A 14,632-nucleotide genomic window follows, 5' to 3' on the forward strand; every position below is an offset into this window, starting at 1 on the left:
GCTAAAAGGTTTGAACTAGGTGGAAAGCTCCGTCTTGGCCTGCTGCCAGAGGGCTTCTTGTTCTGCCAGCGACAGGCTTGAGAATTCCCGGCCGGAAGAGCTTGCCAGGGCCTCCATGTGCCTGAATCGCCTCTCGAATTTGGTGTTGGCCCCGCGCAGCGCCGTGGACACGTCCACCTTGGCATGCCGGGCAAGGTTCACCGCCACGAACAACACGTCGCCGATCTCGTCGGCCAGGTGGGCGGGGTCGGCGCCGTCGTCGAAGGCCTCGCGCACTTCTTCCAGCTCCTCGGCGAGCTTGTCCAGCACGCCGCGGTGGTCGGGCCAACGGAAGCCGGTGTTGTCGGCGCGCTTTTGCAGTTTCAGCGCACGCTGCCACTCGGGCAGTCCGCGCGAAATGCCGGCCAGCGCACTGGTGTCTTCGTGGCCATCGGCGGCGCGCTCGTCGGCCTTGATCTGGTCCCATGCGCGCGATTGCTCGGCAAGATCGGCATAGCGCTTGTCACCGAACACGTGCGGATGCCGGCGAATCATCTTCGCGCAGATGCCTTCGATCACGTCACGCAGTTCGAAATGGCCCGCTTCTTCGGCCATGCGTGCATGGAACACCACCTGCAGCAGCAGGTCACCGAGTTCGTCGCGAAGGGCGCCGTGATCGCCGCGGTCGATGGCGTCGGCCACCTCGTAGGCTTCCTCGATGGTGTACGGCGCGATCGTGGCGAAGGTCTGCTTGACGTCCCATGGGCACCCGTTTTCCGGGTTGCGCAGGCGCGCCATGATCTCGGCCAGGGGCGTGATGTCGGGATGTGCCATCGAGTGCCTTGTTATGAAACGGCCAGGTGGCCGAGCCAGTCGAAGCCGGCATCGCCAACGGCTAGGAATTCAGGATTCACCAGGTTGTCGCGCGTGTTGTAGCGAAGGCGTTCACCGGCGAGATCGATCACGCTGCCACCGGCTTCTTCGAGCACGCACTGGCCGGCGGCGGTATCCCATTCGCAGGTGGGGCCCAGGCGGAGGTAAGCGTCGGCATCGCCGCGGGCGATCACGCAGAATTTCAGCGACGAGCCCAGCGCGAAGGTGTCGTAGGCCCCCAGGGGTTCGAGCATGCCGGCCAGGCGTCCAAGCCCGTGCGAGCGGCTGCCGGCCAGGAGCGGCGGCTCGGCCTTGCTGCGCGCGTGGATGCGGGTGAAGGAGCCACCCGCAGCCTGCTGGCGGAAGGCGCCCGCGCCGCGCACGGCTAGATAGCCATCGCCACTGGCTGGCGCCAGCACCACCGAGGCCACGGTATCGTGGCCGTCCACCAGGGCGATGTTCACGGTGAACTCGCCGTTGCGCTTGATGAATTCGCGCGTGCCATCGAGCGGATCCACCAGCCAGTACCGCTGCCACTGGCGCCGTTCGCTCCAGCGCGCCGCGGTGGCTTCCTCGGAAACCACCGGGAGGACTTCCGCAAACGTCGCCAGGCCTTCGACGATCACGCGCTGGGCGGCAAGGTCGGCGGCGGTGACGGGGGAATCGTCGTCCTTGCAATGCACGGCGAAATCGCTGGCATAAACGTCCATCACCGCATCGCCGGCGCGGCGCGCGAGTGCCGCCAGCGGCTCGAGCAGGTGCAAGGCCGTGCTCACGCGGGCCGGAACCTGCCGGCGAGGAACTCGCGGGCCATGAACAGCGCGGCGATGGAACGGCCCTCGCTGACTTCCTCGCGCCCGAGCAAGGTGTGCAGGTCGGACATTTTCCACGGCAGCACTTCGAGTTCTTCCGGCTCGTCGCCTTCCAGGCGTTCGGGGTAGAGGTCGCGTGCCAGCACCACGTGGGTCTGGTGGGTCATGTAGGAGGGTGAAAGCGACAACACGCCCAGGGATTTGAGCTCCCGCGCGCCATAGCCCACTTCTTCCTTCAACTCGCGGTTGGCGCCCTCGAGCACGGTTTCGCCGCGGTCGAGACGGCCCTTGGGCAGGCCAAGTTCGTAGCGTTCCACGCCCACGCCGTATTCGCGCACCAGCAGCACCGTTTCGTCGTCCTGCATCGGCACGATGATCACCGCGCCCAGGCCTGAGCTTTTCATGCGCTCGTAGGTGCGGCGCTGGCCGTTGGAGAATTCAAGATCGACCGCCTCCACATGCAGGAAATGGCTGTCGGTGACGTCCCGCGTGGCGTGGATGATCGGGCGCTTGTTCATCAGGGTATTGTAGCGCCGCGCAGCCGCGGGGCGGCCAGCGTATGGATGGCCGGCACGCCGGCAAGCACGCTGCGCGTATGGATATCCAGCTCGCCGCCGTCAAGATCGGTGAAGATACCGCCCGCTTCGCGAACGATCACTGCGAGCGCGGCGATATCCAGGATATTGACGTCCGATTCAATCACCAGGTCCAGCCCGCCTCGCGCCAGCAGGTGGTAATGGCAGAAATCGCCGTAGCCACGGATGCGATTGGTGTCGCGGATCAACGCACCCAGGGCATCCCACCCGCGACCTGAAGTGAGGCTGCGCACGTTGCCCGTGGAGACCGACGCCTGGTCGAGGCTGGATGTGTCCGCTACATGTACTCGTTCGCCATCGAGCCACGCGCCGCCACCGCGCCGCGCCCACATGGTTTCGCAATAGAGCGGTGCCTTGGATACGCCAAGCACCAATTCGGTGCCGGCCATCAGGGCGATCTGGGTAGAGAAGAACGGCGTGCGTCGGACGAAGCTCTTGGTGCCGTCAAGCGGGTCCACCAGCCAGGTCAATGCGCGGTCGTCGCCGCGGCCGAATTCCTCGCCGTGGATGGAGGCCTCCGGCAAGGTACGGGCAAGCACGTGGCGGATGGCCTGCTCGGCCTCGCGGTCGGCGATGGTGACGGGCGTGGCATCGTCCTTCAGCTCCACCGCCACGCCTTCGCGCCAGTAGTGGCAGATGATGGCTGAGGCAGCCTCGGCGGCCTCCAGGGCGCCGGCAAGCGCGTGATCCAGGGTGGCGTCGTCGATGATGCTCATGGTGCCTCCGCGGGCACCACGCCCGCATGCAGGTTGACGGGGTAGCTGCCGTCGGCAGCCTTGCGCGCCCAGCGGGCGAGCACACGCTCGAGCGCGGCATCGGCCTGACGTGGACGAAGGTTGGCCACCAGCCGCCAGCCGATCGGCGCCACCAACAGGTTGCCCTGCAACGCTATCGGGCCATCGCCCTCGTCGCGCAGTTCGCCGTGGATGACGTTGGCCATGCCCGCAAGATCGGCACGCAGGTCGCCAAGGTTCGCCGTCTCGCCGCGTGACACCACTGCGGCGTTGCGCCAACGTAGCGTGCCGATGAGATCCTGCGGCCAGTTCGAACGCAAGGTCAGCGTGTCGAAGGTGCCCGACAGGCGCCCGGTGGCGCCTTCCAGGCGCCAGGCAGGCGGCAGCTTCAGGCGGCTGATGTCCAGATCCAGGCGGACATGGCGCCAGGCCTGCACGTCGCCCTCGCCTTCCAGTTCGCCGCCGGCCGTGCCCGCAGGGCCGTGGAAATCGAAGGAGAAGGCCAGCTGTCCCAGCACCACGCGGCGCGAGAGGGTCCAGTCCACGCGACCGAGCAAGCGGCCCTTGTCGTCGCTGACGTTTTCGGCGTGGCCCTGCCAGAGGCTGCCTCCCACGGCATCCAGGTGTACGCCAGGCATGCGCCGCTGCAACAGCGGCAGCGCCCAACTGGCCGGCAGCGCCCAGAAAAGCGCGAACAGGGCCAGCACCGCCAATAACACCACCATGCCGGTATACCGTTTCACCCGCCCGCTCCTGCCACGTCCATCGCCTCCGGTGTCATCATGGGTGGATGAATCATCACGCCTTGAACCCATCCAGCGCGTCACTAGCCACGCGCGACCTTGCCGTGCTCTGGCACCCCTGCACGCAGATGCACGACCACGAAACGATCCCCATGGTACCTGTCGCGCGCGGTGAAGGGGCATGGCTGGTCGATGCCGGGGGCCGACGATACCTCGATGGCATCAGCAGCTGGTGGACGAACCTGTTCGGCCACGCCAACCCGCGAATCGGTGCGGCGGTAAAAAAACAGGTTGACACCCTCGAGCATGTGATCTTCGCCGGGTTTACCCATGAACCTGCGGTGGAACTGGCCGAGTCGCTGCTCCGCGTGGCGCCGCCGGGCCTCGAGCGGGTGTTCCTGGCCGACAACGGCTCGGCCGCCATCGAAGTGGCGCTGAAGATGAGCTTCCACTACTGGCAGAACATCGGCCACGGCGAAAAGACACGCTTCATTGCACTCACCGGCAGCTATCACGGCGAAACACTGGGCGCGCTGTCGGTGAGCGACGTGGCGCTCTACCGCCGCACCTATGCGCCGTTGTTGCTGCACCCGGAGCTCGCACCTTCCCCCGACGCTTATGAAGGCGAGCCTGGGGAAACGCCCGTGCAAGTCGCAACGCGCCGCCTGGGACAGATGCGCACGCTGCTGGAACGGCACGCCCACGAATGTTGCGCGGTGATCGTGGAACCCCTGGTGCAATGCGCCGGCGGCATGCGCATGCACGACGCCAGTTACCTCACGGGACTGCGTGCGCTGTGCGACGAATTCGAAGTGCACCTGATTGCCGACGAGATCGCCGTCGGCTTCGGCCGCACCGGCACCCTGTTCGCCTGCGAGCAGGCGGCGATCACGCCCGATTTCCTTTGCCTTTCCAAGGGGCTTACCGGCGGCTTCCTGCCGCTGTCGGCGGTGCTCACCACCGGCAAGGTGTATGCGGCGTTCTACGATGAGTACCGCAGCGGCAAGGCCTTCCTGCACTCGCACAGCTATACCGGCAATCCGCTGGCCTGCGCCGCCGCGGTGGAGACCTTGCGCATCTTCGCCGATGAGCCCGTGCTCGAGCGCAACCGCCTGCTGGCCGCGCACTTGCGCGCGAGGCTTGCGCCGCTCGCCGATCATCCGCACGTGGCCGACGTCCGGCAGACGGGGATGATCGCCGCGGTGGAACTGGTGGCTGACAAGGCAACGCGCCGACCCTTCCAAGCCGACGAGCGCCGCGGCCTTCGCGTGTACCTGCATGGCCTGGACCACGGCGCCTTGCTGCGGCCGCTGGGCAATGTGGTGTATTTCATGCCGCCTTACGTGGTGACTACCGACGAGATCGACCACCTGGTGGATGTGGCCATCGCCGGGATCGAGCGCGCGGTCGCCTGAAACGAACCTACAATGGGCCGATGCGAACCATTCGAGTCCACGTGGAGCAAACCCTCGCCGCAGGCGGCGAGGCCATCATCACCGGCCAGGCCGTCGACCATGTCGGCCGTGTCCTGCGCATGCAGGCGGGCGATGCCATCACCCTGTTCAACGGTGACGGCAACCACTATGAAGGCCGCCTCCTCGAGATCGGCAAGCGGGAACTGCGCGTGGTGGTGGAGTCGGTGACGCCCGCAGGTAGTGAATCACCGCTGCCGCTGGTGCTGGTGCAGGGCGTGGCCCGTGGCGACAAGATGGATTTCATCGTGCAGAAGGCCACGGAACTCGGCGTGGCGGCGATCGTGCCGGTCACCACAGAGCGTTCGGAAGTGAAGCTCGATGCCGGACGCGCGGAGAAGCGTCTGGCGCACTGGCAGGCCGTGGTGGTGGGCGCCTGTGAACAAAGCGGCCGTGCGGTGGTGCCGGTGGTATCGCCGACGGTGGCATTGCCCACGTGGCTGTCGTCACTGGCTGACGATGGCCGCCGACGCCTGGCGCTGATGCCCGGCGAGGGCCGCCGCGTGGGTGAGCTTGCCCTGGGCGGAGCCGGAGCCTACCTGGTGGTGGGGCCCGAAGGTGGCCTGGGCCAGCGCGACGTCGAGGCGCTGGCCGCGGCAGGCTTCTCAGGCTTGCAGCTTGGGCCGCGCATCCTGCGCACCGAGACGGCAGGCCTTGCGGCACTGGCCGCGCTGCAATCGGTGTACGGCGACTGGTAAGGCCTTAGGCCGCTTCGAGCACGGCGACCAGTTCCGCCTCGATCGCCTCGAGGTCCGGGATCACCGCGGTGTCATCGCGCACCAGCACATTGGCGCGCACGCCGAACGGCAGCGCCGACCCATCATGCGTCGGCAGGATCAGTTCCGCGTTCAGCGTGGTCAGGCGGGGAAAACCCTGGGTCACCACGGCGATGAAAGGTAGCTTCGGATTGCCACCGAGCGCTTTCAGTACCGCGACGCGGGAATTGCCGCTTTCAGTCGCCGGATCGATGCCGGTGAGCGTGGCGAACGACACCAGCGGCACGCGCCAGCCTCGCCAGGCGATGCGACCGAGCAGCCATGCAGGCGCATGTTCCACCGGCTCTGGCGTGGACAGCGTGATCACTTCGGAAATCGTGGCGTTCGGCAGCAGCAGGCGGGCACCACCGCTGGGGATCAGCACGCAACGGATTTCGCGCGGCAAGAGGTCACTCATGGGAATTCCTCGATCAGGCGCGCGGCCATGGCGGCCACGCTGCCAGTGAAGCTTTCGATGCGCTCGGCATGGATGCCGGCAATGGTGGCCGACGCGCGGTCGCCCGGATCTTCCACCCAGACCCTGCCGCCGCGATCGGCAACGGCCTGGCAGCCGGCGACGCCATCGCGTCCACTGCCGACGAAGACCACCGTGGTGAGGTCGGCACCGAAGGTCGCGGCCAGCTGGGTAAGGGTAGCGTCGACACCACCGACGTCATCGCCGGTAAGGCTTACCTGTCCATCGCGACGCAAGGCCAACCGATGGCCCGGCGGCAGCACCAGCACGCTCGATTGCGCAGCGAAGCGGTCGGCTTCGGCCACGCGCGAGGGAAGCGTCGTGGTGGCAGCAAGGCCGCGGGCGAAGACCGCCGCGTCACCCTGTTGCAGCACCAGCACCAGCGCGGGAAGGCGCGAGGGAACGGAGGCAAGGAACAACCGGGCCGCGTCTTCGCTGTCCTGCGCCACGACCAGGGCCAGTACGCGGCGCACACTGGCCGCGGCGCTGTCCAGGAATGTCTCGGCGAAATACTCGCTGTCCGAGGCGCGCGGCGCCACGGCTTCCTCCATCGACACCAGCTCCAGGCCCAGGCCTGGCTCCAGCAGGTGGTCGTCGCCGGCATCGCTTTCCGGGGCGAGGAATTCCTCAGCCGACATCTTCTCGATGCCGAAGGGGTTGGGTTCTTGATTTGCGGGCGCCGCTTCGCCTGTAGCCGGTTCCTCGTCGTCGACCAGGCTCCAGTCCGGCGGGATGGGCTGGGCGATCTCGGTGGCCCGTGATTCGATCTCGGGCAACACGATGTCCTCGTCCGGTGGCGGCTGGACGCTGGCCGTTTCGGCATCGTCCATCGGCGCCAGGCTGAAACGGCTGGCATCGGGCGACGGCGCGGACGGAGCGGCCACGTTTTTCGCCGGTGCTGCTCCGAAGTCTTCTTCGTCGTCCATCAACGAGAGGCCGGCGAAATCCTCGTGCGACGCCGTCGCCGCGGGAGCAGGCTCCGTGTCGCCGCCATTTTCATGGGCGTCGAAAAGATACTCGGCGGCAGGCGCAGCGTGGCCGCCGTTGTCACTGGCGCCGAAGAGATAATCCGGTTCCGCCTCGGTGTCGGTGGCGAGGTTCGCCAGGTCGCCGAATTCCTCGCTGAAGGAAAGCGCTTCGTCGCGCGCGGCGGGCTGCGGCGCCATCGGGCCGGCATCGCCAAAGACGTAGTCGTCCCCAGCGGGAAGCTCGGTAGCCAGGTCGGCGGCCAGATCCTCGTTGAACACCAGCGGCGATGCCGGTGTCGCTTCGAGGTCTTCGTATTCGCTGACGGTGACCTCGCTCAATGCCGCATTGACGAAACCTGGATCAAAGTCGATCGGCGCGGGTGCGGGCGCGGCGTCTGGTTCGTGGACAGGGCCAAAGGCGACAACAGGCTCTTCCACGGTCCCATGGTCGACGTCAACCGCAACCGACAGATCGGGAACCGGTGTGGCAGCGAAGGCAGCCTCCGGTTCAAAGATCGTCAGGGGTGCCTCGTCGCTACCCAACTCCATGCCCTGGAAGGGAGCGGATTCGTCTTCCTGGGACAGCAGCGCCTCGAGTTCGGCTTCCAGTTCCTCGGATTTGGCTTCGGTCTCGGCCAGCGGCGGCACGTCGGCATGACTGGTGTCTGCGTGCACGGCCGGCGCCGGCGGCTCGGGCAGCTCGATTTCCCGGGCATCGGCCGGCCGCGGTGGATCGATGTCGGTGCCTTCCAGAAGCTTGGCGGCAAGATGGCGCGCCCAGCGCGCACGATCCCACCCCTCCAGACTGCGGGAGGCGGCGGCATCGTTGAACATCAGGCGCGGGTGGTCGCCGTCGATGGCGTCGTAGAGGCGATCCAGTTCGTCATCCGCATCGTCGTCGAGGTTAACCACCACGATATCGGCGCCGGTGGCCTTGATCTCATCGGCACCGAACGACGCCACGGCGCCTTCGTGCACGATGCGCGCGCCCAGTTCCACCAGGGCCGCACGCAACTGGGCGCCAAGTTCCTCGTCACCGAACAACAGGGCGACGGCGACGCCGCGGTCAGCCATGCGTTACCCCGAGCACGTCGTTGATCTGCACCACCAGGTCGTTCTCCTGGTAGGGCTTGCCGATGTAGCGCTCCACGCCGATGTCGAAGGCGCGCTGGCGGTGTTTTTCGCCGGTACGCGAAGTGATCATGATGATCGGGACATCGCGCAGGCGGGCATCGGCCTTCATGTGCGTGGCAAGCTCGTAGCCGTCCATGCGCGGCATCTCGATGTCCAGCAGCATGAGGTCGGGCACGCGTTCGTGCAGTTTCTCGATGGCGTCGACACCGTCCTTGGCGGTCATCACCTCGAACTCGTTGCGCTCGAGCACGCGGCCGGTGACCTTGCGCATGGTGATCGAATCGTCCACCACCATCACCAGCGGACGCACGCGCACTTCGTCGGGCAGCGCCGGCACGATGGGCGTGCGGTCGTCGGCGGCCTGCGCGCGGCGGGCCACGTTGTGGCGGACCAGCGGTGCCAGGTCAAGGATGATCAGCACCGAGCCGTCGCCCATGATCGTGGCGCCCAGGATGCCAGGCACCGAACTCACCTGCGGCCCCACCGGCTTGACGACGATTTCGCGTGAACCAAGCACCTCGTCGATGCGGATCGCAGCGCGCAGATCACCGCTGCGGGTCAGCAGCAGCGGCTGCTGGCCTTCCTCGAGCACGGTGACCGGCGGCAGGCCGAGCAGCTGCGGCAGGTCGTGCACGCTGTAGTCGTCGTTGCCATAGCTGAAGTTCGGGTCGGACTCGGACAGGCGCGCGAGCATGTCTTCAGGCGAAATGCGCGCCACGCCCTGCACCGAGGTCATCGGGATGGCGAAATGCGACTCGCCGATGCGCACCAGGATGGCCTGGGTCACCGCCAGGGTGAACGGCAGGCGCAGGGTGAAGGTGCTGCCCTGCCCTTGGGTCGAGTCGATCGACAGCGTGCCACCGAGCTGCTTGATCTCGTTGGCCACCACGTCCATGCCCACGCCGCGTCCGGCCAGCTGGGTGACTTCCTGAGCGGTAGAGAAGCCAGGGGTGGCGATAAAGCCCAGCAGCTGGTCGTCGCCGACACGCGCATCACGGCGCAACAGGCCGCGTTCGATCGCCTTGGCGCGAATGGCTTCGCGGTCGAGGCCGCGGCCGTCGTCGGACACGCGGATCACCACCTCGGTGGCTTCGCGGCTCACCTGGATGCGTACCGTGCCTTCGGGGTTCTTGCCGACGGCCTCGCGTTCGGCAGGCGACTCGATGCCGTGGGCCACCGCGTTGCGCAGCATGTGCTCGAACGGCGCCTTGATGCGGTCGAGCAGGTTGCGGTCCATTTCGCCGTGGGCGCCATCCACCTGCAACGTGGCGCGCCTGTCCAGGTCCTGGGCGGCCTGGCGCAGCGTGCGGCGCAGGTTCGGCACCATGGCGTCGAACGGCAGCATGCGCGTCTGCATCAGGCCGTCCTGCAGCTCGGAGTTCACCCGCGACTGCTGCAGCAGCAAGGTTTCGGACTGGCGCGTGAGATCGTCCAGGATGCCCTGGATCGACACCAGGTCCGAGACCGACTCGGCCAGGGCGCGCGAGTACTGCTGCAGACCGGAGAAGCGATCCAGTTCCAGCGGGTCGAACGAGGCAATACCCGTTTCGCGATGTTCCTGCTGGTAGCGGGCGATGATCTGCGCTTCGGTTTCGATCTCCAGCATGCGCAGCTGGCTGCGCAGTCGGCTCACCGTCTGTTCGTGTTCGATCAGGTTGAAGCGGAAGCCGGTGATCTGCTGTTCAAGGCGCGAGCGGTAGATCGACATCTCGCCGGCGTGGTTGACCAGCGTATCGAGCAGTTCCGCGCGAACGCGGATCTGTTCCTGCGGTGCGCGCTGTTCTTCCTCGAACTCGGGCAGCAGGTCCGGAAGTTCGCGTGGATCGATGGGCTCGACTTCGTCGGCGTCTTCGGCAAATACCGGTGGCACGAACGGCGCGGCTTCGCGCTCGGGCGCGGCGAAGACGGTGGGCTCGTCCTCGATCGGGCCAATGACGCCGCCGGCCAGTTCCACGAACGGATGGATGGTGTGCGGATCAAGGCCGACGCTTTGGCCCTGGGCCAGGCGCTGGATCATGCCGTGGAGGTGGTCGAAACCACGCTCCATGGCACGGATGGCGACCAAGTCGCCGTCGCGGCGGCCACCGGCCACCGCATCGAGTACCGCTTCCATGGCGTGGGCAAGATCGCCCACGGGCGGCACGCCGGCCATGCGGGCGCTGCCCTTGAGCGTATGCAGGTCGCGCTGCAGGCCGGCCACGTGCTGGGGCTCGCTGGGCGTGCCACGCCACAGGGCAAGTACGCCATCGGCGTGGTCCAGGATCTCGCGCCCCTCCTCGACGAACACTTCCAGGAGGTCCGGATCGATGGCGGAGAGGTCGACCATGCCCGGCTGGACCGGTTCGGAGGCGCCTGCCAGCGGCATGGCCACTGGCGCCTGCGCGTGGACTTCCAGGTCCGTCTGCGGCGGCAAGGTGGTGCTGGCATCCAGCTCGGCGGTGAGCTCGGCTTCGAGTTCCGCTTCGGCCGCAAGCTGGTCGTCGTCGTTCGCCGAATCGTATGCAACGGTGGACGGCACCTCGTCGGCACTCGACATCGGGCCCTCGGCGTCGAGCTCGGCCTGCAACTGGGCTTCCAGTTCCGCTTCGAGTTCGGCGTCGTTGAGCGAAGTTGTGTCTTCAAGATCAGCCGGGGGCAGATCCAGGCCATCGGCAAGCGACACCGATGCCTCTTCCAGCGCCACGCTCTGCTCAGGCTCCGCGACGGTGGGCGCAGGCACCTGGGCGGCTTCCTCGTCGAGCTCGGCCATCAGCGCATCCCACGCCGCGTCGTCGTCGACAGCGGGCGTGGTGATGGCGTGCGTGCCGGCGTCCGACGGTTCCTCGCCATCCATCGCGGCGAGGAAATCGGCGGTCAGGTCTTCGTCGGTGTCGACGTGGGTTGCAGCAATTTCGGCGGCGCCAGCGCCGGCATCGGAACCCTCGTGGCCCGTCGAAACGGACGCCGCGGCATCGAGCTCCGCGTCGTGCTTGAGCGCTTCGAGGGCTTCGTCGGGTGCGTGTTCGAACAGGACATGCGCCACCTGCACGGCGGGCTGCTCGTCACGCATGCGGCTGATGCGATCGGCAAGCTGGTCGACGGCGGGCACGTAGGGCTCGTCGTCGTCGAACTGGGCCATGATGTGTTCGACAAGGTCGGCAACGTCACCCAGGGCGAGCACGCCTTCGGGCGACAACGACCCGGTGCCGGCGCGCACGCGCTTGAGCAGGCCTTCCATCGGCGCCAGCACCTGGATCAACGGTGCGATATCCACCATGCCGATGGCGCCATGCAGGGTATGCACGGCACGCAGGAGCGCATCGTCCACCGGCAGGTGGCCATCGTCGGTGCGCGAGAGCGCCGTACGGATGGTCTGCTGGTACTGGCTCACTTCCGTGCGCAGGATGTCCAGCAGCACCGGGTCGATCGGCGGCAGTGCCGGACCGATGAACATCGCCGGCGGCGTGTCCGTTTCATCGGCATGGAACGCTTCGGTCCCGGCCGCGGCGGCCGAAACGGCGGACGGCATCTCGAGCGTGGAGGCAGGCGCGAAGGCGGCGGTGGGGATGGACTCGACCGTCGCGCGCGGCACGCGGCGACGCACCTTGGTGCGCACGGTCTGGCGCGCGGTGAGGACGTCTTCGATGCGGCCGGAGGCACCCGAAGCCAGGCGGTCGGCGACGGTCATGATCGCCGCCAGCGGCGCCATCGGCGCAGGACCGCCGGACAGCGCGATATGCAGTTCCGGGAGCGCTGCCAGGGCATGGGCGACCAGCACCTGGACGTCGGCGTCGGGCGCGATCGTGCCATCGAGCACGCGGTTGAGCATGTTCTCGACCTTCCAGGCGAACTCGCCCAGCAGGCGCGCACCGACCAGGCGACCGGAACCCTTCAGGGTATGGAATGAGCGGCGGACCGGTATCAGCGACTCGCGCTTTTCCGGATCGGCCATCCAGGTGGCCACGCCTTGCTGGAGATTGGCGATCTCCTCAAGCATTTCTTCCAGGAAGATCTCGCGGATCTCATCGTCGATGCCATCGACGGTGACCTGGAAGCCAGCAAAATCGGCCATGTCATCGCCACCGACTTCCTGCTCGACTTCCTCTTCCACTTCCACCCAGTCGTTGTCGTCGAAGGCGGCGACATGGGGTACGAAGGCGTGTTCGGACGACGGCAGGGGCGAGCCTGCGGTTTCGGCTGCAGGCTTTTCGTTGAAGATCGGCGGCACGCCGCCGGTGTCGGTCAGCAGGCCCACCGGCTCCCCGGCGGTGACTTCGTGCGAGGCGGCGGCAAATTCGTCCGCGGCCGCATCGGTGGCTTCTTCACCGGTGCCGCGTGCTTCGGGCAGCGGCCAGTAACCGAGCGCGGCAAGGCTCTGCTCGGTCACGTCAAGGATGTGTTCAAGTCCGCCGCGATGTTCGCGCGCGGCCTCCAGGTAGTACTCGAGCGCGGCCAGCGCATCGGCCAGGCGGTCCATCTGCACGCCCGAGGGAACGCGGCGGTCCTGGACCAGCTCGTGATCGACGAAGCGACCGATGCCCACCGCCAGTTGCGAGGGGCGCGCGGCACTGAGCATCTGCATGGCGCCGGAGACCTCGCCCATCAGGCGCGGTACTTCGACCAGCTGCGTGTGGTCCCAGCTGGACTCGACGAAGCCGACGATGGCGTCCTTGACCTTGGCGGTATTGGCCGTGGCCTCGCGCATCAGCGAAGCGAGAATGTGGCGCGCCTCGCTGCGCGGCAGCGGCGCTGGACCGTCGCCGGTATCCTCGGCAGCGCCTTCGGCGCCCAGGCGTTCGATGTGGTCGTCGAGCGAGGCTTCGACATAAAGCAGGGCGCCGGCGACGTCCAGCAGTGCCTCCTCGTCGGGGGCATGCATGCGGGTGGCGATTTCTTCCATGACGCGGCGTTGTTCGTTCACGACCCGGCGCGGCACGGCCAGGGCAAGCATGCCAAGCGTGTCGCCGACGCGCTCGAGCACTTCCACCTGGGGCGCCAGTTCCGCGGGATCGCCTTCGCGGCGGCGCAGGAAGAGGTCCAGGGCGTCCTTGACGCGAAGCAGGTCGTCCTTGATGGCCGAGGCCACCGTATCGAGCAGCGCACGGTTGTGACCGGACATCGAGCCACGGGCATGTTCGAGTTCGGCGGCATCCGGGAGCAGGCCGTCCAGGCGGTAAACCCGGCGCAGTTCGTCCAGCCGGTCGCTGCCCGGGCGTGCCTGTGCGACGAAATAAAGCAGTTTGCGCGAAAGTTCGTCAGCATCGCCGCCCAGCAGGGCTTCCTCGCCATGCTCGAGCAGTTGGCGGATGCAACGGTCGACGCGGCCGATCAGTTGCCGCACTTCCTTCGCGTGCGTCTTCAGCACGCCGCGCTCCAGGCCATCGAGCACACCGGCGGTGATCCACCACAGGCGGCGGCCGGCGATGGTGTAGCAACGGGCCGCCAGCGAATCGAGCGTGGCGCGCATGCCCTGGAGCTGGCGGTCGCTACCCTGGCCGCGGAACCAGGCCAGCAGCAACTGCTGGAAACGCAGGCGCAGTGCGGCGATCTCGTCGCGGTAGAACTCGGTGGCGTGGGGCTCGGTGGCGCCAGGGGCGTCCATCGGCAGCGCGACGTCGAGGTTAGGGGTGAACAGGGCCGATTCGTGCAGGCCGTCCACGCCACGGCTGGCACGCAGGTCGTTGAGCAATGGCAGCAGCACGATGGGCACGTCGCGGTGCCCGCTCTGCAGGCGCTCGAGATAGTCGGGCATCTGCACCATGCCGCGCATCAGCGCGGCATAGGCATCGTCGCGCTGGGCAACGGTACCGGCCATGAGCGCCGCCACCAGTTGCTCCATTTCCTCCACCACCATGGCCGCGCCATAGAGCTCCACCATGCGCAAGGTGCCGTGCACCTGGTGCAGGTCGGCCGCGCACGAGCGCATGACATGGATGTCGCCCGGCTCGCTGACGTAGGCCTCCAGGGCCTGGCGTGCCTTGGAAAGCGCCTCGTCCAGCTCCGCCTTGACCCAGTTGAGCGTGGTGAAATCGTTGTGGTCCTGGAGTCTCATTGGGCGCATCCGGGTGAGGCTTTTGGAGCTCGGGTGTGGCTGGCGTTGCTATGGGCAGAA

Annotated in this window: 10 protein-coding genes; 2 read left to right on the top strand and 8 right to left on the bottom strand. The window is 67.2% G+C overall.

The window, feature by feature from the left end:
- Positions 1–15: 15 nt before the first annotated feature.
- From mazG to gspN, 5 genes are read right to left on the bottom strand one after another with little or no spacing between them, the layout of a single operon-like run.
- Positions 16–813: a nucleoside triphosphate pyrophosphohydrolase gene (mazG, locus tag NDK18_RS06240; protein ID WP_250627328.1), complete on the bottom strand. Its 798-nt coding sequence runs from the start codon at positions 811–813 to the stop codon at positions 16–18.
- Between the two features lie 11 nt (positions 814–824).
- Positions 825–1,628: a 3'(2'),5'-bisphosphate nucleotidase CysQ gene (gene cysQ / locus NDK18_RS06245; protein ID WP_250627329.1), complete on the bottom strand. Its 804-nt coding sequence runs from the start codon at positions 1,626–1,628 to the stop codon at positions 825–827.
- Positions 1,625–2,182 carry an ADP compounds hydrolase NudE gene (gene nudE / locus NDK18_RS06250; protein WP_250627330.1) on the bottom strand — a complete coding sequence of 186 codons (558 nt, stop codon included), beginning with the start codon at positions 2,180–2,182 and terminating at the stop codon, positions 1,625–1,627. Before nudE ends, cysQ begins: the two co-directional genes overlap by 4 nt.
- The gene (locus NDK18_RS06255) at positions 2,182–2,976 is read right to left on the bottom strand and encodes an inositol monophosphatase family protein (RefSeq protein WP_250625172.1); all 795 of its coding nucleotides are present in this window, start codon (positions 2,974–2,976) and stop codon (positions 2,182–2,184) included. Before NDK18_RS06255 ends, nudE begins: the two co-directional genes overlap by 1 nt.
- Entirely contained in the window at positions 2,973–3,737 is a 765-nt protein-coding gene (gene gspN / locus NDK18_RS06260; RefSeq protein WP_250625171.1) for a type II secretion system protein N, read from the bottom strand. Before gspN ends, NDK18_RS06255 begins: the two co-directional genes overlap by 4 nt.
- A 47-nt stretch (positions 3,738–3,784) precedes the next feature.
- Between gspN and NDK18_RS06265 the strand changes: the two genes are divergently transcribed.
- Positions 3,785–5,152 carry an adenosylmethionine--8-amino-7-oxononanoate transaminase gene (locus NDK18_RS06265; RefSeq protein ID WP_250625170.1) on the top strand — a complete coding sequence of 456 codons (1,368 nt, stop codon included), beginning with the start codon at positions 3,785–3,787 and terminating at the stop codon, positions 5,150–5,152.
- 20 nt (positions 5,153–5,172) lie between these two features.
- Positions 5,173–5,907: a 16S rRNA (uracil(1498)-N(3))-methyltransferase gene (locus NDK18_RS06270; RefSeq protein ID WP_250627331.1), complete on the top strand. Its 735-nt coding sequence runs from the start codon at positions 5,173–5,175 to the stop codon at positions 5,905–5,907.
- 4 nt (positions 5,908–5,911) lie between these two features.
- Here NDK18_RS06270 and NDK18_RS06275 read toward each other — a convergent pair whose 3' ends face one another.
- Genes NDK18_RS06275 through NDK18_RS06285 form a run of 3 tightly spaced genes read right to left on the bottom strand, consistent with a single transcriptional unit; the run spans position 5,912 to position 14,572 of the window.
- Positions 5,912–6,382 (bottom strand): chemotaxis protein CheW, encoded by a 471-nt coding sequence (locus NDK18_RS06275; protein WP_250625168.1) that lies wholly within the window; start codon positions 6,380–6,382, stop codon positions 5,912–5,914.
- Complete coding sequence (locus NDK18_RS06280; RefSeq protein WP_250627332.1) at positions 6,379–8,481, bottom strand: chemotaxis protein CheB; 2,103 nt, start codon at positions 8,479–8,481, stop codon at positions 6,379–6,381. The genes NDK18_RS06275 and NDK18_RS06280 overlap by 4 nt, the downstream gene beginning before the upstream one ends.
- Positions 8,474–14,572, bottom strand: a complete 6,099-nt coding sequence (locus tag NDK18_RS06285; protein WP_250625166.1) for an Hpt domain-containing protein — start codon at positions 14,570–14,572, stop codon at positions 8,474–8,476. Before NDK18_RS06285 ends, NDK18_RS06280 begins: the two co-directional genes overlap by 8 nt.
- Positions 14,573–14,632 lie beyond the last annotated feature (60 nt).

Source organism: Pinirhizobacter soli (assembly GCF_015905305.1).
In the GTDB taxonomy this organism is placed as follows: Bacteria; Pseudomonadota; Gammaproteobacteria; order Xanthomonadales; family Rhodanobacteraceae; genus Pinirhizobacter; species Pinirhizobacter soli.

Excerpts from the sequence above, each read along its gene's own strand:
- NDK18_RS06255 (WP_250625172.1), bottom strand. The coding sequence starts at position 2,976 with ATGAGCATCATCGACGACGCCACCCTGGATCACGCGCTTGCCGGCGCC.
- NDK18_RS06275 (WP_250625168.1), bottom strand. The coding sequence starts at position 6,382 with ATGAGTGACCTCTTGCCGCGCGAAATCCGTTGCGTGCTGATCCCCAGC.
- NDK18_RS06265 (WP_250625170.1), top strand. The coding sequence starts at position 3,785 with ATGAATCATCACGCCTTGAACCCATCCAGCGCGTCACTAGCCACGCGC.
- mazG (WP_250627328.1), bottom strand. The coding sequence starts at position 813 with ATGGCACATCCCGACATCACGCCCCTGGCCGAGATCATGGCGCGCCTG.
- nudE (WP_250627330.1), bottom strand. The coding sequence starts at position 2,182 with ATGAACAAGCGCCCGATCATCCACGCCACGCGGGACGTCACCGACAGC.
- NDK18_RS06270 (WP_250627331.1), top strand. The coding sequence starts at position 5,173 with ATGCGAACCATTCGAGTCCACGTGGAGCAAACCCTCGCCGCAGGCGGC.
- NDK18_RS06285 (WP_250625166.1), bottom strand. The coding sequence starts at position 14,572 with ATGAGACTCCAGGACCACAACGATTTCACCACGCTCAACTGGGTCAAG.
- NDK18_RS06280 (WP_250627332.1), bottom strand. The coding sequence starts at position 8,481 with ATGGCTGACCGCGGCGTCGCCGTCGCCCTGTTGTTCGGTGACGAGGAA.